The sequence below is a fragment of the Novosphingobium oxfordense genome, from assembly GCF_044029435.1.
GTDB lineage: Bacteria > Pseudomonadota > Alphaproteobacteria > Sphingomonadales > Sphingomonadaceae > Novosphingobium.
In genome coordinates, this window is the sequence record NZ_CP147005.1 from 3,345,429 (window position 1) to 3,360,838 (window position 15,410).

Annotated in this window: 15 protein-coding genes and 1 pseudogene; 7 read left to right on the forward strand and 9 right to left on the reverse strand. The window is 65.7% G+C overall.

Going from position 1 to position 15,410, the window contains the following annotated elements:
• Positions 1 to 3: 3 nt before the first annotated feature.
• Positions 4 to 1,290 (reverse strand): phosphoribosylamine--glycine ligase, encoded by a 1,287-nt coding sequence (gene purD / locus WBP07_RS16000; protein WP_395392555.1) that lies wholly within the window; start codon positions 1,288 to 1,290, stop codon positions 4 to 6.
• Here purD and xseA point away from each other — a divergent pair.
• Genes xseA through WBP07_RS16020 form a run of 4 tightly spaced genes read left to right on the forward strand, consistent with a single transcriptional unit; the run spans position 1,290 to position 4,993 of the window.
• The gene (gene xseA, locus WBP07_RS16005) at positions 1,290 to 2,843 is read left to right on the forward strand and encodes an exodeoxyribonuclease VII large subunit (protein ID WP_395392556.1); all 1,554 of its coding nucleotides are present in this window, start codon (positions 1,290 to 1,292) and stop codon (positions 2,841 to 2,843) included. The genes purD and xseA overlap by 1 nt on opposite strands.
• Positions 2,844 to 2,869: 26 nt before the next feature.
• Positions 2,870 to 3,073: a DUF2093 domain-containing protein gene (locus WBP07_RS16010; RefSeq protein WP_132387764.1), complete on the forward strand. Its 204-nt coding sequence runs from the start codon at positions 2,870 to 2,872 to the stop codon at positions 3,071 to 3,073.
• Positions 3,070 to 3,936, forward strand: coding sequence for a M23 family metallopeptidase (locus WBP07_RS16015; RefSeq protein WP_395392558.1), 867 nt, complete (start codon positions 3,070 to 3,072; stop codon positions 3,934 to 3,936). The genes WBP07_RS16010 and WBP07_RS16015 overlap by 4 nt, the downstream gene beginning before the upstream one ends.
• 58 nt (positions 3,937 to 3,994) lie before the next feature.
• Complete coding sequence (locus WBP07_RS16020) at positions 3,995 to 4,993, forward strand: esterase-like activity of phytase family protein (RefSeq protein ID WP_395392560.1); 999 nt, start codon at positions 3,995 to 3,997, stop codon at positions 4,991 to 4,993.
• Positions 4,994 to 5,135: 142 nt separating this feature from the next.
• Here the strand turns inward: WBP07_RS16020 and rpmB are convergent, their stop codons facing one another.
• The gene (rpmB, locus tag WBP07_RS16025; RefSeq protein ID WP_395329586.1) at positions 5,136 to 5,420 is read right to left on the reverse strand and encodes a 50S ribosomal protein L28; all 285 of its coding nucleotides are present in this window, start codon (positions 5,418 to 5,420) and stop codon (positions 5,136 to 5,138) included.
• Between the two features lie 115 nt (positions 5,421 to 5,535).
• On the opposite strand from rpmB, the gene WBP07_RS16030 reads away from it, so the two are divergent.
• Positions 5,536 to 5,991, forward strand: coding sequence for a nucleoside deaminase (locus tag WBP07_RS16030; protein WP_395392562.1), 456 nt, complete (start codon positions 5,536 to 5,538; stop codon positions 5,989 to 5,991).
• 186 nt (positions 5,992 to 6,177) lie between these two features.
• Here the strand turns inward: WBP07_RS16030 and nadC are convergent, their stop codons facing one another.
• The 3 genes from nadC to WBP07_RS16045 all read right to left on the reverse strand — a co-directional run bounded on the left by nadC (position 6,178) and on the right by WBP07_RS16045 (position 8,087).
• Entirely contained in the window at positions 6,178 to 7,038 is an 861-nt protein-coding gene (nadC, locus tag WBP07_RS16035; RefSeq protein ID WP_395392563.1) for a carboxylating nicotinate-nucleotide diphosphorylase, read from the reverse strand.
• Between the two features lie 52 nt (positions 7,039 to 7,090).
• Positions 7,091 to 7,336, reverse strand: coding sequence for a DUF333 domain-containing protein (locus tag WBP07_RS16040; RefSeq protein WP_395392565.1), 246 nt, complete (start codon positions 7,334 to 7,336; stop codon positions 7,091 to 7,093).
• A gap of 76 nt (positions 7,337 to 7,412) precedes the next feature.
• Entirely contained in the window at positions 7,413 to 8,087 is a 675-nt protein-coding gene (locus WBP07_RS16045) for an OmpA family protein (protein ID WP_395392567.1), read from the reverse strand.
• A gap of 231 nt (positions 8,088 to 8,318) precedes the next feature.
• Between WBP07_RS16045 and WBP07_RS16050 the strand changes: the two genes are divergently transcribed.
• The gene (locus WBP07_RS16050; RefSeq protein ID WP_395392569.1) at positions 8,319 to 9,653 is read left to right on the forward strand and encodes a hemolysin family protein; all 1,335 of its coding nucleotides are present in this window, start codon (positions 8,319 to 8,321) and stop codon (positions 9,651 to 9,653) included.
• A gap of 263 nt (positions 9,654 to 9,916) precedes the next feature.
• Here WBP07_RS16050 and WBP07_RS16055 read toward each other — a convergent pair whose 3' ends face one another.
• The 4 genes and pseudogenes from WBP07_RS16055 to WBP07_RS16070 form a co-directional block, all read right to left on the reverse strand.
• Positions 9,917 to 10,333 (reverse strand): DUF3035 domain-containing protein, encoded by a 417-nt coding sequence (locus tag WBP07_RS16055; RefSeq protein ID WP_395392571.1) that lies wholly within the window; start codon positions 10,331 to 10,333, stop codon positions 9,917 to 9,919.
• A 4-nt stretch (positions 10,334 to 10,337) separates the two neighbouring features.
• Positions 10,338 to 10,874, reverse strand: a complete 537-nt coding sequence (lspA, locus tag WBP07_RS16060; protein ID WP_395392572.1) for a signal peptidase II — start codon at positions 10,872 to 10,874, stop codon at positions 10,338 to 10,340.
• Positions 10,871 to 13,784 (reverse strand): annotated as a pseudogene (ileS, locus tag WBP07_RS16065) (isoleucine--tRNA ligase). Before ileS ends, lspA begins: the two are co-directional and overlap by 4 nt.
• A 50-nt stretch (positions 13,785 to 13,834) precedes the next feature.
• Positions 13,835 to 14,185 carry a hypothetical protein gene (locus WBP07_RS16070; protein WP_395392574.1) on the reverse strand — a complete coding sequence of 117 codons (351 nt, stop codon included), beginning with the start codon at positions 14,183 to 14,185 and terminating at the stop codon, positions 13,835 to 13,837.
• 67 nt (positions 14,186 to 14,252) lie between these two features.
• Here WBP07_RS16070 and WBP07_RS16075 point away from each other — a divergent pair, with 67 nt between their 5' ends.
• A complete protein-coding gene (locus WBP07_RS16075; RefSeq protein ID WP_395395815.1) occupies positions 14,253 to 15,410 on the forward strand; it encodes a serine hydrolase domain-containing protein in 1,158 nt (385 codons plus the stop codon).

The following is a 15,410-nucleotide window of genomic DNA, read 5'->3' on the forward strand; positions in this document are numbered from 1 at the left end:
CGCTTACTCGCCCGAAGCCTTCTCGCGTGCCACTTCGCGCCAGCCGATATCGCGGCGGCAGAAGCCGGTGGGGAAGTCGATGGCGTCGACGGCGGCATAAGCCTTCGCCTGCGCTTCCGTCACCGAAGCGCCGCGCGCGGTCACGTTGAGCACGCGGCCGCCGCTGGACACGAGGGCACCGTCCTTCAGCGTGGTGCCGGCGTGGAAGACCTTGGCACCCAGCGCATCGGCCTTGTCGATCCCGTCGATCGCACCGCCCTTGGCGGGCGTGCCCGGATAGCCATCCGCCGCCATCACCACGGTCAGCGCGGTATCGTCGCTGAACTTCGGCGGCTGGATCGCGGCAAGGCGGTTGTCGGCACAGGCATGGAGCAGTTCGACGAGGTCCGATTCCAGGCGCATCATCATCACCTGGCACTCCGGATCCCCGAAGCGGCAGTTGTATTCGATGAGCTTCGGCCCCTGTGCGGTGAGCATCACGCCCAGGAACAGCACGCCCGAATAAGGAATGCCTTCGTTCTCCAGCGTGCGCACGGTCGGCGCGATGATACGCTCAAGGACTTCGGCTTCCAGTGCCGGCGTCAGCACCGGAGCGGGGCTGTAGGCGCCCATGCCGCCGGTGTTGGGGCCAGTATCGCCGTCACCCACGCGCTTGTGGTCCTGCGCAGATGCGAAGGGGACGATGGTGGAACCGTCGGTCAGCGCGAAGAAGCTGGCTTCCTCACCCTCCATGAATTCCTCGATCACGGCTTCCGCGCCGGCTTCGCCAAAGCGACCCGAGAAGATCTCGCGCACGGCTTCCTCGGCTTCGTCCATGGTCATCGCCACGGTCACGCCCTTGCCGGCGGCAAGGCCATCGGCCTTGATGACTACCGGCGCGCCGAACTTGGCGAGGGCGGCCATGGCGTCAGCCTCGGTCGAAACGCGCTCGTACCCGGCGGTGGGAATGCCCGCGCGCTCGCACAGATCCTTGGTGAAGCCCTTGGAACCTTCGAGCTGGGCCGGCTTCTGGTTCGGGCCGAATACCGAAAAGCCTTCAGCACGCAGCGAATCGCCCAGGCCGTCGACCAGCGGGGCCTCAGGCCCGATCACGATCAGGCCGATCACGTTGGTCTCGCAGAAGGCGATGACGGCGGCATGATCGGTGACATCCAGGTCGATGCAGCTTGCCACTTCGGCGATCCCGGGATTACCGGGGGCAGCCCAAAGGGTCTCGCAGAGCGGGGATTGCGCCAGCTTCCAGGCCAGCGCATGTTCGCGGCCGCCAGAGCCCAGAAGAAGGATATTCATTGCCCGTGCCTTTCGATGACGACGAATTCGATGATGGTCGTTCCGGTGGGCTGGTAGCGAAGCAAGCGCCCGGGGACAACGCCGCGCCGCTCTCGATCAGCGAGATTTCGAACCTGCTGAAGCGCATGGTGGAAGATCGCTTCGGCTTCGTGCGCCTGCGGGGCGAGCTTTCGGGCGTGAAGCGGGCGGCATCCGGCCATCTCTATTGCGCGCTGAAGGACGACAAGGCGGTGATCGACGGCGTCATGTGGCGCGGCGGTGCCCAGCGTCTGGCGTTCCGCCCGGAAGACGGCGTGGAAGTGATCGTCACCGGCAAGCTGACGACTTATCCGGGCCGATCGAAGTACCAGATCGTCATCGAGACGATGGAGATCGCCGGCGAAGGCGCGCTGTTGGCGCTGCTGGAAAAGCTGCGCGCGCGCCTGGCCGCCGAAGGGCTGTTTGCGCCGGAGCGCAAGCGTGCCCTGCCCTTCCTGCCGCAAGTGATCGGCGTCGTGACGTCACCCACCGGCGCGGTGATTCGCGACATTCTGCACCGGCTGGCGGACCGTTTTCCCAGCCGCGTGCTGGTGTGGCCGGTGCTGGTTCAGGGCGAAGGTTCCGCACAGCAGGTGGCCAACGCGGTGCGTGGCTTCTCGGCGATACAGCCGGGTGGTCCGGTGCCGCGCCCCGATCTGGTGATCGTCGCGCGCGGTGGTGGCTCGATCGAGGACTTGTGGTCGTTCAACGAGGAAGTCGTCGTTCGCGCCGTTGCCGAATCGTCGATCCCGGTGATCTCGGCCGTGGGGCATGAGACCGACACCACGCTTTGCGACTATGCCGCCGACCGCCGCGCGCCGACGCCAACCGCCGCCGCTGAAATGGCCGTGCCGGTCCGCGCCGAACTGGCCGCGACGCTGGACGAGCTGGCCTATCGCAAGCGCCGCTGCGCGCTGCGCCCGGTCACGCTGGGGCGCGAGCGGCTGGAGGCGCGCGTGCAGCGCCTGCCCAAGCCCGAGGCGATTCTGGCGGCCAAGGCGCAGAAGCTGGACGAACTGTCGGAACGCCTGCGCCGTGGCCTGCGCGACGAAGCCGGCGCCAAGCGAGAGCAGTTGAATCGTGTCGCCGGCAAACTCTCGCTGCCCCTACTGCGCCACCGCGTTCAGGTTTCCGGCGAGCGCGTGGAGCGTGCCGGGCTGCACCCGCGTCTGCTCCAGCGCCGGTGGGCGATGGCGCGCGATGCGCTGGCACCGACCGCGCGCGTGTTGCCTCAGCTCAATCCCGACAAGCCGCTGGAGCGCGGCTTCGCCCGCGTCACCGCACAGGACGGACGCACGCTGACCAGCCGCGATGTGGCAGCGGCAGAGGCGGTGCTCACGCTGCGCTTCCGTGACGGCGCGCTTTCGGTCGTTCCCGGTGCGGTCACCCCCGGTTCAGGCGGCGCGGGTTCTATTGAGCCGACCCCGCCGGCTGCCGCTCCGGCCCCGATCGAGCCTTCCGCCCCCAAGCGCCCGGCGCGCGCCAAGGCGGAAGCATCGAAGCCGGTAGAACCGCGACAGGGTGATTTGTTTTGACCAGCGCGACCTGCTAGGATTTGCCCATGCTGATGTCTTCCGCCGATCGTCCCGCCAAGCTTCAATATGGCCCCAATGGATTCCGCGTCCTGAGCGGTGGCCACTTCGTGCTCTGCGCCGTTTCGGGCGAGAAGATACCGCTTGAGGAACTGCGCTACTGGAGCGTGGAGCTTCAAGAGCCCTACGCCTCCGCAGAAATCGCCACCCGGCGCCTGCTCGGGAAGGCATGACCCGCCTGAAAGTATCGCTCATCGCCGGCGGCGCGCTTGCGGTTGCCGGCTTGGTCGCTCTGGTGGGGGCATCCCCCGCTGCCACGACGATGACCGCCAGTCCTTCCGGCATTACCTATGCCGGCGAAGTGACGCAGGGCGGCTGGGTTCGCGGCAAGGTTCCCCAAGGCACCCGCTCGCTGACCCTCGATGGAGAGCCGGTGAAGATCGCGGCGGACGGCGCCTGGTTCGCCGCCTTCGATCGCGACGCCAAGCCGGGTGAAACGCTGATCGCCACGCTGGCCGATGGCCGCAAGGTTTCGCAGACGGTCAGCATCGCACCGCGCGCCTGGCAGATCGAGAACATCAATATTCCGCGCAAGCCCGGTGGGCCGACGGCAGAATTCATGAAGATCCGTCAGCCGGAGCTGGACCGGATCAACGCCGCCCGCACGTTGCAGACCGATGCGCAAGGCTGGCGCCAGCACTTCGTGTGGCCGGCCAAGGGGCGCATTTCGGGTCGGTTCGGATCGCAGCGCGTCTATCAGGGCGAGCCGGCGGCCTATCATTCGGGTCTGGACATCGCCACCGGCACCAGTGGCACGCCCTTCGTCGCACCGGCTGACGGCGTGGTGATTCTGGCGGCGGAAAAGCCCTTCTCGCTGGAGGGCAATCTGCTGATGATCGATCACGGCATGGGCCTGAACAGCGCCTTCCTGCACTGCTCGCAACTGCTGGTGAAGGAAGGCGATCATGTGAAGCAGGGGCAGGTGATCGGCCGCATCGGCATGACCGGGCGCGCCACCGGCCCGCATCTGCACTGGTCGATCAAGTGGAACGATGCCCGGCTCGATCCGATCCTGTTTACCGGCCCGATGAACTAAAGCGCGAACTGCCCCTTTAGGGGAAAGGGCGCGAAACCGGCTTGCGGCTTACGGGATAATGCCTATCCCGCTCCGGGTGCGCCGCACCATAGCTCTTTTTGCGCTGCTGGCGCTGTTGCCGCTGACTTGGGCGCGTTCCGCCCCTCCAGTGAAGATGAAGCGCTTTGAACTCACGTTCGAAGCGCTGCCATTGCCTTCGCAGGACCGAATGGCGGCGCAACTGGGCGTCTTTCATCTGGAGCAGGCATGGCACTTGCGCAGCCGCACGCATCGCTTCGGTAGCTTTTCCGCGCTGCTGATGCGGCCGGATGGCGAGATGCTGGCGCTGAGCGATTCGGGTAACTTCCTGCGTTTCCGCGCGCCGGGTGAATCGCAGCAGCACAGCAAGATCGGCCGCCTGCCGCTTTCCGATGGCGACTCCAAGGAGGATCGCGACGTCGAATCGGCGACCGAGGACGGCAGCGGCACGATCTGGTTGGGGCTGGAAGGGCTGAACGCGATCTACCGGCTGAGCCCGGCGTTTCACGTGGAACGCCGCGTGCGGCCCGAATCGATGCGCGACTGGGGCGTGAACACCGGGCCGGAGGCGATGGCCCGCCTTGCCGATGGCCGTTTCGTGCTGTTGCGCGAAGGGTTCGAAGGCTGGAGCGATCGCCTGCATCCAGCCGTCACTTTCGCCGGGGATCCCACCGAGAATCCGACCGGTCAGCGTTTTCTCTTCGACGGTCCGACCGGATTCAGCCCCACCGACATGGCGCAGATGCCCGATGGACGCTTGCTGATCCTGATGCGCAGCCTGATTTGGCCGATGCCCCAGCGCTTCGCGGGACGTATCGCCATCGGCGATCCGCGAACGATTCGGCCCGGCCAGCCCTGGCGTGTCACCGAAGTCGCGCGATTGTCTTCGGACCTGCCGATCGACAATTTCGAGGGGCTGGCCATCGTCCCGCGCGCAGATGGGCGGCTGACCGTCTGGCTGATCTCCGACGACAACTATTCGCCGCTCCAGCGCACGTTGCTCTGGAAGATGAGCGTGGATCCCGCCGAACTTCCCTGACAGGCACTGTAGCTAGCCCGGCACCGATCGTGCGGCCGTCCCAAGGATTCAGGACATGCGAAAAGGCGCGCAAGGCAGAATGCCTGCACGCCCTTGTCGCATGTCCTGAAAAATCACGCTTCCCGAAGGAAGCGTGCGAAAATCAGGCGGCCAGCTTCTTCTTCAGCTCGCGCTTCACCTTGAGCGCGCGCGTGGAGAGTGCCGTGTCCGAGGACTTCAGCAGCCAGTTGTCGAGGCCACCGTTGTGCTCAACCGAACGCAGACCGTGGGTCGAAACGCGGAACTTGAAGCTACGCTCCAGGCCGTCCGACAGAAGCGTAACGTTCTGCAGGTTGGGAAGGAAGACGCGCTTGGTCTTGTTGTTGGCGTGGCTGACGTTGCAGCCGACCTGGCGGCCCTTGCCGGTCAGTTCGCAGATGCGGGACATGTCTAACTCTCGCTCGAAAAAATCTGTTGCCGTTAATACGGGAAGGCGCGCCCTTAGCGATTCCCCCCGCGATGGTCAAGTTGCACACAGCTTTTTCAGCCGCTAGCGCTGGAACATGACCCGCTGGCCCCTCCCCCAATACATGCAACTCGCCCTCGCGCAAGCGCGGGAAGCCGCCGAGTCGGGCGAAGTGCCGATCGGTGCGGTGGTAGTGAAGGATGGCGCTGTAATTGCGACGGGGCGCAACGGTCCGCGCGAGCGTCACGATCCCACCAGCCATGCCGAGATCGAGGCGATTCGCGCCGCTGCGTCGATTCTGGGCAACGAGCGACTCGAGGGCTGCGAGCTTTGGGTGACGCTGGAGCCCTGCGCGATGTGCGCGGGCGCCATCTCGCACGCGCGGATCGCCCGGCTCTATTACGGCGCGGCCGATCCCAAGGGCGGTGCGGTGGAACATGGTGCCCGCGTGTTCGAGCACGATCAGTGCCTCCATCGGCCGGAGGTCTATTCGGGCATCGGGGAAAGCGAGGCGGCCGAGATGCTGCGCAGCTTCTTCCGGGAACGGCGCTAGGCGCGGCGACAGGGAAACCTCGCAGCCTGCACTCCGTCGCCCCCGTGAAGACGGGGGCCCCGCTTTTTGTTTCCAAGTCTCAAGAATAAGCGGGATCCCCGCCTTCGCGGGGATGACGGGGAACTGAGGTTGGGATTCGGAGGGGCAGGCGGGCGGCTAACCCGGGAACTGAATCCCGTTTCCCTGTCAAAGTGGCGTGAAATCCAGCCCGATATCCGCAGCCGGCGCGCTCTGAGTCAGGCGGCCGACGGAAACGTAGGTCACGCCGGAGGCCGCGATGGCGCCGATGGTGGAGAGATTCACGCCGCCCGAGGCCTCGGTCGGCACACGCCCGTCGACGATGGCTACGGCCTCGCGCAGCGTATCCGGCGCCATGTTGTCGAGCAGCAGATGGTGCGCGCCTGCCGCGATGGCCGGTTCGATCTGATCGATGCGGTCGACCTCGCAGATGATCTGGGCGACGCCCGCTGCCTTGGCCCGGGCTACGGCAGGGCCGACTCCTCCGGCGACGAGGACGTGGTTGTCCTTGATCATTGCCGCATCCCACAGCCCCATGCGGTGGTTCTGCGCCCCGCCCATGCGGGTGGCGTACTTTTCCAGATGGCGCAGGCCGGGAATCGTCTTGCGCGTGTCCAGCAGGGTGGCGTGACCCTGCATGGCATCGACATAGTCGCGCGTCATCGTGGCTATTCCAGACAAGTGCTGCACCGTATTGAGTGCAGCGCGTTCGCCGGTGAGCATGGCGCGGGCATTGCCGGTCAGCCGCATCAGCTTGGTGCCTGGGGCGACGCGGGCGCCCTCCTCCACCAGGATCTCGATTTCCATTGCCGGATCGAGGCTGCGGAAGAAGGCGGCGGCGATCGGCAGGCCGGCGACGGTGATCGCGTCGCGCGAATCCATCACGCCGGAAAAGCGGGCATCGGCGTCGATCACGCTTTCGGACGTGACGTCATGCCCTCCCCCCGGGAGCCCCACGCCGAGGTCTTCGGCCAAGGTTGCGTCGACAAAGGCGGAAAGGTCGAAACCGGGGATCGCGAATATGGTCATGGCCCGTGTCTTTCGCGTGTTCGCGGCGGAATGTCGAGGTTGCTCCGCGCGTTCAATCGCTGGCGGGATGTGCGGCGCGATAGAACAGCCATTCTTCGACCACGCGGCCATCGGGCAAGTGGCAGTAGCCGGTCTCTCCCTGCGGTTGGCGGCGAATCTCGCTGCGGCCGCCTTGTTCGACGCAGTATTTGGAAGCCGGGTTGGCCATGCCGATCGGATGTGGATTCGGCGTCGTCGTCGATGGTGCGGAAACACAGGCGGCCAGCATCACCGGCATGCACAGGATCGCGATTCGCATGGGCAGGCATTCCTTGTGGGCATGAAAAAGGGGCCGGACGCACCGCCGGCCCCTTCACATTCGCATATTTGCGCGATCAGTGCGCGGCCTGGACCTGCTCGGTGGTGACCGGCGTGATCTTGATTTCCACGCGGCGGTTCTGGGCACGGCCTTCCTCGGTCGCGTTGTCCGCCACCGGATAGTTCTTGCCCATGCCCTGCGTCTGGATGCGGGCGGAGGAGACGCCCTGCATCATCAGGTAGCGGGCGACCGAATCGGCGCGGCGCTTCGAAAGATCGAGGTTGAACGCGTCGGAGCCGACCGAATCGGTGTGGCCGTAAACGTCGATCAGGCTGTTCGGATACTGCTTCATCGAATCGGCCACCTTGTTCAGCGACTGCTGGAACGACGGGCTGATCTCGGTGGAGTTGAAGGCGAAAGTCACGTCGGGCAGGTTGACGAGGATACCGTCGCCTTCCTGCTTCACGTCGATGCCCGAACCGGCGGTGGTTTCCTTCAGCTCGCGGATCTGCTTGTCCATCTGGCTGCCGACCACGGTGCCTGCCACGCCGCCGATGCCGGCGCCGACGATGCGCGCGGTGCTGCCGCCGATCACGCTGCCCAGCAGATAGCCGAGGCCCGCGCCGCCCGCTGCGCCGATCGCAGTGCGGGAGGCCTTCCTCTGCCCAGTGTTGGGATCGGTAACGCACCCCGAAACCGCAATGAGTGAAACGGCGGCGGCAACGGATACCAGCAGGCGTGATTTCATCATGAGTTTGCCCTTCCTCTGCGAATTACTACCGGCGACTGTGTGCAGTCGTGACCATGAATAGCATATGGACGCTGGGGGAGGAACGAATGCGAAAGTCCGGTGTTCCCTCGCAAACAATGGCTTGGAACAATCCGGGCGAACTTGGCGCGTCCGTTTCGCGGGTGTGATTGAATGCTGCATGTGCAACATCCGCTTCGCACCATCCATGATTTCTGCTAGCGCGGGTTCATTGTGACGCCCTTTCCCTGGACCGACCTCCTCATCATCGCCGGCCTGATCCTGATCAACGGCCTGTTCTCCATGTCCGAGCTGGCCATCGTGTCGGCGCGTGCCGCGCGGTTGAAGATCTCCGCCGACAAGGGCAGCAAGGCCGCGCAGACCGCGCTGGACCTGGCAGCAGACCCCGGCAAGTTCCTCTCCACCGTGCAGATCGGCATTACCCTGATCGGCATCGTCGCCGGCGCCTATTCGGGTGCCAGCCTTGAGCAGCCGGTATCGGAACGCCTTGAGGCATGGGGCATCTCGCCCCGCTTTTCGCACGAAAGCGCGTTCACGCTGGTGATCATCGTGACGACCTATGCCAGCCTGGTGGTGGGCGAACTGGTGCCCAAGCAGCTGGCCTTGCGCGCTGCCGAATCGGTGGCGCTGGTCATGGCGCAGCCGATGGTCTGGATGTCGAAGGCGATGGCGCCGATCGTCTGGCTGCTCGATCGGTCCTCGGGTCTGATCTTGCGCCTGATCGGCGTACGGCGCGGCGGAGAGGAGCAGATCACGGCTGAAGAACTGCAGATGATCTTCGCAGAGGCCACGCGTTCGGGCGTGATCGAGGAAGAGGAACGCGCGATCATGGCGGGCGTCATGCGTCTTGCAGACCGCCCGGTGCGCGAACTGATGACGCCGCGCAACCAGATCGACTGGATCGATATCGACGCCGATGTCGAAACGCTGCGTGCGAAGATCGAGGCTTCGCCCCACTCGCTGTTGCCGGTGGCGCGCGAAAGCTCTCCCGATACCGTGCTGGGCATCCTGAAGCTGCGCGAAGTGCTGGCTGCATTCGTTGCCGGGCGCCCGGTTGAAATCGCCGCGCTGATGAAGAAGGCGGAGGTCATTCCCGACCAGCTCGATTCCATGGACGCATTGCGCAAGCTGCAGCAGGCCGAAGTGCCGATGGCGGTGGTGCATGACGAATATGGGCACCTGGAAGGCGTGGTGACCACGTCGGACATGCTGGCGGCGCTGGCGGGATCGTTCGTCAGCCATCTGGATGAAGGCGACGCCCCGCTCGTTACCGAACGAGAGGACGGCTCGCTGCTGGTCTCTGGCTCGATGCCGGCCGATGCGCTGGCGGACAAGCTGGGGCTGACGCTCAACGATGATCGCGAATTCGCTACGGTCGCCGGCTATGTGCTGGCGGTGATGAAGAAAGTGCCGCGCGAAGGCGAATACTTTGCCGATCAGGGCTGGCGTTTCGAGGTCGTCGACATGGATGGGCTGAAGATCGACAAGATCCTCGTCTCGCGGATCGCCGACGATGCCGGTGACGATGGAGTGGCCGGCGAGGGGTGAGCCGTCGCCTTCGGCTCCCTTCTGCCCGAGATCACAGGAACCTCCCCAGCAATACAATACCTCGTCATCCCCGTGCAGGCGGGAATCCCGCTTCCTTCTTCGAGGCGGCGCGCGAGGTCGCTAAGAACAAGCGGGAGCCCCGCCTGCGCGGGGCGACGGAGCGGAACAGGCCAAGCTTGGGTGCACCGCCTTAGCCCCAAAACAAAAAAAAGAGCCGGAAGCGGTCTGCCCGCCCCGGCTCTTTTCGTGTGCTGTGAAAAGCCTCAGCCGCCGATGGCGGTCTGCGCGCTCTGACCGTCGCCTTCAGGGGCGGCGAGGATTGCGCGGGTCACCTGGCCCTTGGCGACCGTGTAGGTGCCCGGATCGCCCACCGTCGAACGGATGGCGGGATCGGCGGGACCTGCCAGATTCAGCGTCGACTTCTCGATATCGCTGCGGGCCTGCGGGCCGCCGAACAGCGCGTCCAGCGTCTGCTGCTGCAGGGTATCGTCGCTGGGGCGCGGCTGGCCCTGCTTCGGCGGGGTCAGCGCGAAGTCTGGCGGCACCACCAGCGGCGTCTGGCGCTGGACGGCGAATTCATCGGGACGGGCGTGATTGAACAGGCCAGTGCTTCCGCAGCCGGAGACGAGCGCCGCACCGGCGGCGACGAGGATCAGGGCTCCGGTCTTCTTCATGGGCATCAACTCAAATCTCCGGGGCGGCATCAGCCGTGTCGTGTCCGCCGTTCGTGTCGGGCTTGTCGCGCGAAAGCAGTGAACGGGCAAGGATAATCAGGACGCCGATGGTGATGGCGGCATCGGCGATGTTGAAAACGAGGAAAGGGCGGAACTCGCCAAAGTGCAGGTCGGCATAGTCGATGACATAGCCATTGCCATAGCGATCGCGGATATTGCCCAGCGCGCCGCCCAGTACCAGCGACAGCGCGGCGATTTCCGGCAGCTTGCGCTCACGCAGCAGCCAGACCAGCACGAACAGCGCGATGGCGCCGGTCATGGCGACAAGTGCCCAGCGCCCTTCGGGCGATCCCGCGGTGAACAGGCCCAGCGAAACGCCGTAGTTCTCGGTCCAGCGGAAATTGAAGATCGGCAGGATCTCGATCACCCGCTCGCCCGTGGGAATGGTCTTCAGGTTGGCGACCATCCACAGCTTCACCGCCTGATCGACCACGAAGACCGCAGCCGCGATCAGCAGCCCGATCAAACGGTTGCGCCAAGCGCTCATGCAGGGGTCTCCAGCGCGCCCACGACATCGTCGCAACGGTCGCACAGGTCGCCGTCTTCCGAAACTTCGGGAAGGTGGCGCCAGCAGCGGCCGCACTTGTGGTCGGTGGAGGGCGTGACAGTCACCTCATCGCCCTGCCCGCGCGTGACTTTCGCGGTGATGAACAGTTCGGCCAGGTCGGCGTCGGAGGCACTGGCCGGCGCGGAGGCGGGAACCGTTACTTCAGCGGCAAGGCTGGAGCCGACGATCTTCTCGCGGCGCAGCGGCTCGATCGCTTCGGTCACCTTCACGCGTAGCGCGCGCAGTTCGGCCCAGCGGGCGGCGTCCGCTTCCACGGCGGGGACTTCCGGCCATTCGAGCAAGTGCACGCTGTCGCTGCCGGGGAAGCGGCTCTGCCAGACTTCCTCTGCGGTGAAGACGGTGACCGGTGCGGCATAGCGCACCAGCGCGTGGAACAGTGTGTCCAGCACGGTGCGATAGGCGCGGCGCTTCGGATCGGCGGGGCCGTCGCAGTAGAGGCAGTCCTTGCGGATATCGAAGAAGAAGGCCGAAAGGTCTTCGTTGCAGAAATCCAGCAGGGTGCGAACGTAAGTGTTGAAGTCGAAGTCCGCGACGGCCTTGCGCAGTGTGGCGTCGACGCCGGCGAGCAGGGAGAGCACGTAGCGTTCCAGCTCCGGCATCTCGGCAACCGGCAGCTTCTCTTCGTCGGAAAATCCGTCCAGCGCGCCCAGCAGGTAGCGCAAGGTGTTGCGCAGCTTGCGGTACTGGTCGGCCACGCCCTTCAGGATCTCGTCACCGATGCGGTGATCTTCGGTATAGTCGACCGAGAGCGCCCAAAGGCGGATGATGTCGGCGCCGTTGGTCTCCATCACCTTGATCGGGCTGATGGTGTTGCCCAGCGACTTCGACATCTTGAAGCCCTTGGCATCCATGGTGAAGCCGTGGGTCAGCACCGCCTTGTACGGCGCATGGCCGCGCGTGGCGCAGGATTCGAGCAGCGAGGACTGGAACCAGCCGCGATGCTGGTCGCTGCCTTCCAGATAGAGGTCGGCAGTCGGGCCGGTGTGATCCTCTGCCGGCACCAGTTCGGGCCAGCGACCGGATTCGAGCACGAAGGCGTGGGTCGAGCCGGAATCGAACCAGACGTCGAGAATGTCGACGACGCGCTCGTAGTTCTCGGCATCGTACTTCGCGCCCAGGTATTCCTGCGCGCGGGCGTCCGACCAGGGCATCGACGCCGATCTCGCGGATGGCGTGGATGATGCGGGCGTTCACTTCGGCATCGACCAGGTATTCGCCGCTCTTGCGGTCGACGAACAGCGTGATCGGCACGCCCCAGGCGCGCTGGCGCGAAAGCACCCAGTCCGGGCGGCCTTCGACCATGGCGCCGATGCGGTTGCGGCCCTTTTCGGGCACGAAGCGCGTTTCGGCGATAGCGTCCAGCGCGGCTTCTCGCAGCGTCGGCGAGGCTTCGGCGGTCTCGTCCATCGGATCGATGGCGCCGCCTTCGCCTTCCCAGCGGCGCTCGGCGCGGGTCTTGGAGGGCAGGTGGCCCAGAACCTTGTCCATCGGCACGAACCACTGCGGGGTGCAGCGGAAGATCACCTTGGCCTTGGAACGCCACGAATGCGGGTAGGAGTGCTTGTAGTCGGCCGAAGCCGCCAGCAGCGCGCCCACTTCGCGAAGGTCCGAACAGATCGGGCCGTCCGGCGCGTTGAACTTGGGATTGATGACCGAGCCTTGGCCGCCCAGCCAGCCCCAGTCCTCGCGGTACTTGCCGTCGGCTTCGACCACGAACTTGGGGCCGATGCCGTTCGCCTTGCAGAGCAGGAAGTCGTCCTCGCCATGGTCGGGCGCCATGTGGACGAGGCCGGTGCCGCTCTCGGTGGTGACGAAATCGCCCGCGAGCAGCGGGCGCGGTTCGGCGAAGAAGCCGCCCAATCCGTGCATCGGGTGGCGGGCCTTGGTGCCGGCAAGGTCGGCGCCGCGATAGGTGCCCAGCGCGTATTCGGAAAGATCGGCCTCGCCGGTCACGCTCTCGGCAACCGGGCCCAGCCCGCTGCGCGTGAAGAAGGCTTCCAGCAGCGGCACGGCGATCAGGAAACGGCGGCCGTCATGCGCGCGGTAGTGGTGGTATTCCACCTCCGGCCCATAGGCGAGCGCCTGGTTGGTCGGGATCGTCCACGGCGTGGTCGTCCAGATCACGGCATGGGCGCCGACCAGTTCCTCGATCGGCGATTCGGTGATTTCGAACGCCACATCGATCTGGGTCGAGACGATGTCCTCGTACTCGACTTCGGCTTCGGCCAGCGCGGTCTTTTCCACCGGGCTCCACATCACCGGCTTGGCGCCGCGGTAGAGCATGTCGTGCTCGGCGAACTTCAGCAGTTCGGTGACGATGGTCGCTTCCGCCTGGAAGTCCATGGTGAGGTAGGGCTTGTCCCAATCGCCGTTGACGCCAAGGCGCTTCAGCTGCTCACGCTGCACGTTCACCCAGTTCTGGGCATAGGCGCGGCATTCGGCGCGGAATTCCTCCGCCGGAACCTCGTCCTTGTTCTTCTTCTTCTTGCGGTACTCTTCCTCGACCTTCCACTCGATGGGCAGGCCGTGGCAGTCCCAGCCGGGGACGTAGGGTGCGTTCTTGCCCAGCAGGGTCTGGGTGCGGACGACCATGTCCTTCAGGATGTGGTTCAGCGCGTGGCCGATGTGCATGTCGCCATTCGCGTAGGGTGGGCCGTCATGCAGCACGAACTTCTCGCGGCCGTCGCGGGCTTCGCGCGTCTTCGCGTAAATGTCCTGTTCCTGCCAGCGCGCAAGAATACCCGGCTCCTTCTGGGGGAGCCCGGCCTTCATGGGGAAATCGGTCTTCGGGAGGAAGACGGTCGCTCTATAATCGCGCTGTTCGGTCATATGCGCTGCGCACTAGAACAAATGCGCGGCGGTTGGAAGTGTGCGCAGCGTTAACGCGGCCATGCCTCCAGCTGGCAACCGCGATCGGGCGCGAAAGTGGCGGTCTGGCTAGCGAGCAGCGGCACGCTGGCCTTCACCGCATGGGATTGCGTATCTTCCGACAGCATCACCAGGCCGGTGGTGCGGCCCAGTTCCGCCACCTTGAGGTCCGCCTTGCACGATCCCAGTTCGCGGCCGGAAATGAACCGGCAGGCACAGCCCGACTGGGCGGCATAGGAGGTGCTGATCCGTGCCTGCTCGCGCAGTCCCGGCCACGCGAAGGCCAGCGCGATCAGCAGGGCCAATGCCGCCAGCAGCAGGATGTTTCGCAGCCAGGGAGACGGTTGCCGCTCCCGCGGCATGCTGTCCCCCATCCTTTCAGTTCCGGCTGTTGCCATCCGTTCGCGCCTCGCACATCACACCCGCGTCATGCCGGTGCGCCGTCCTCCCCATATCCTTGCCCTCCTCGCGGTGCCAGCCCTGGTGCTGCCGCTTTGGGGCTGTGGAAAATCGGCGCCGGACGGTCCCCCGCCGCCGAGTGCGGAGGCGCAGGCGGCGATCAAGGACAACGGCGGCGCCGCGCACGATGCGTTCGGCCGTGCGATCGACGGGCTGTTCGAGGAGGGCGAGGTAGGCCGCACCGATGCCCTGATCGTCATGAAGCGCGGTTCGGTCATCGCCGCCCGCTATGGCGATGGCATCAAGCCGGATACCCGGTTGCAAGGGTGGGGCATGGGCCAGTGCGTGACCGCGCTGATGATCGGCCAGCTGGTCAGCGACGGGCGGCTGCGGCTGGACGAATCGGCGCCGGTTCCAGAATGGCAGCGCCCCGGCGATCCGCGCGGGGAAATCACGCTGCGCCAGTTGCTCCAGATGCGGTCCGGCCTGCGCCACGCCGAATCGGGCGGATCGCCCAAGGATGGCGTTGCGCAGCAATCGGACCGCATGCGGATGCTGTTCCTCGACGGGCGTGACGACATGGCCGCCTATGCCGAGGCGCAGCCGCTGGAGGCTCCCGCCGGTGCGGTGTTCGAGAATAGCGCGGCGACGCCGGTGATTCTGGCCGATCTCGCCGCCCGTGTCCTCTCGCCCGATCTGAGTCCGGACCGTCGCCGCGTGGCGGTGGCTGAATATCTGAAGAATCGCGTGCTGCTGCCGCTGGGCATGGGATCCACGCTGGTCGGTTATGACGGCCGGGGGACGATGATCGGCTCGGCCATGGTCCATGCCACCGCGCGGGACTGGGCACAGCTGGGCGAATTCCTGCGCCACACCGGATCCGTGGGCGGCGCGCAGGTGCTGCCGCGCCGCTGGGTGCAGTTCATGCTGGAACCGTCGCCGCGCAATGTCGCCTATGGCGCCGGGGTCTGGCTCAACCGCGCCAAGGCGAGCGATCAGGCGATGCTGTTTCCGGGGCAGGCGCCGTCCAACGCTTTCGCCTGCCTGGGCGAAAATGGCCAATACGTGGTCGGATCGCCCGACCAGCTGCTCACCGTCGTCCGCCTGGGCGAGACCAGCCATGCGCAGGAAGGCGAATTGCACGACCGGATGGGCAAGCTGCTGGCGCTGTTCCCCGGCGGGGTTTGA

What these genes read in the sequence shown, in the direction of transcription:
- purD (WP_395392555.1), bottom strand. Translation starts at nt 1,290, where the DNA reads ATGAATATCCTTCTTCTGGGCTCTGGCGGCCGCGAACATGCGCTGGCC.
- WBP07_RS16010 (WP_132387764.1), top strand. Translation starts at nt 2,870, where the DNA reads ATGCTGATGTCTTCCGCCGATCGTCCCGCCAAGCTTCAATATGGCCCC.
- WBP07_RS16015 (WP_395392558.1), top strand. Translation starts at nt 3,070, where the DNA reads ATGACCCGCCTGAAAGTATCGCTCATCGCCGGCGGCGCGCTTGCGGTT.
- WBP07_RS16020 (WP_395392560.1), top strand. Translation starts at nt 3,995, where the DNA reads ATGCCTATCCCGCTCCGGGTGCGCCGCACCATAGCTCTTTTTGCGCTG.
- rpmB (WP_395329586.1), bottom strand. Translation starts at nt 5,420, where the DNA reads ATGTCCCGCATCTGCGAACTGACCGGCAAGGGCCGCCAGGTCGGCTGC.
- WBP07_RS16030 (WP_395392562.1), top strand. Translation starts at nt 5,536, where the DNA reads ATGACCCGCTGGCCCCTCCCCCAATACATGCAACTCGCCCTCGCGCAA.
- nadC (WP_395392563.1), bottom strand. Translation starts at nt 7,038, where the DNA reads ATGACCATATTCGCGATCCCCGGTTTCGACCTTTCCGCCTTTGTCGAC.
- WBP07_RS16040 (WP_395392565.1), bottom strand. Translation starts at nt 7,336, where the DNA reads ATGCGAATCGCGATCCTGTGCATGCCGGTGATGCTGGCCGCCTGTGTT.
- WBP07_RS16045 (WP_395392567.1), bottom strand. Translation starts at nt 8,087, where the DNA reads ATGATGAAATCACGCCTGCTGGTATCCGTTGCCGCCGCCGTTTCACTC.
- WBP07_RS16055 (WP_395392571.1), bottom strand. Translation starts at nt 10,333, where the DNA reads ATGCCCATGAAGAAGACCGGAGCCCTGATCCTCGTCGCCGCCGGTGCG.
- lspA (WP_395392572.1), bottom strand. Translation starts at nt 10,874, where the DNA reads ATGAGCGCTTGGCGCAACCGTTTGATCGGGCTGCTGATCGCGGCTGCG.
- WBP07_RS16070 (WP_395392574.1), bottom strand. Translation starts at nt 14,185, where the DNA reads ATGCCGCGGGAGCGGCAACCGTCTCCCTGGCTGCGAAACATCCTGCTG.
- WBP07_RS16075 (WP_395395815.1), top strand. Translation starts at nt 14,253, where the DNA reads ATGCCGGTGCGCCGTCCTCCCCATATCCTTGCCCTCCTCGCGGTGCCA.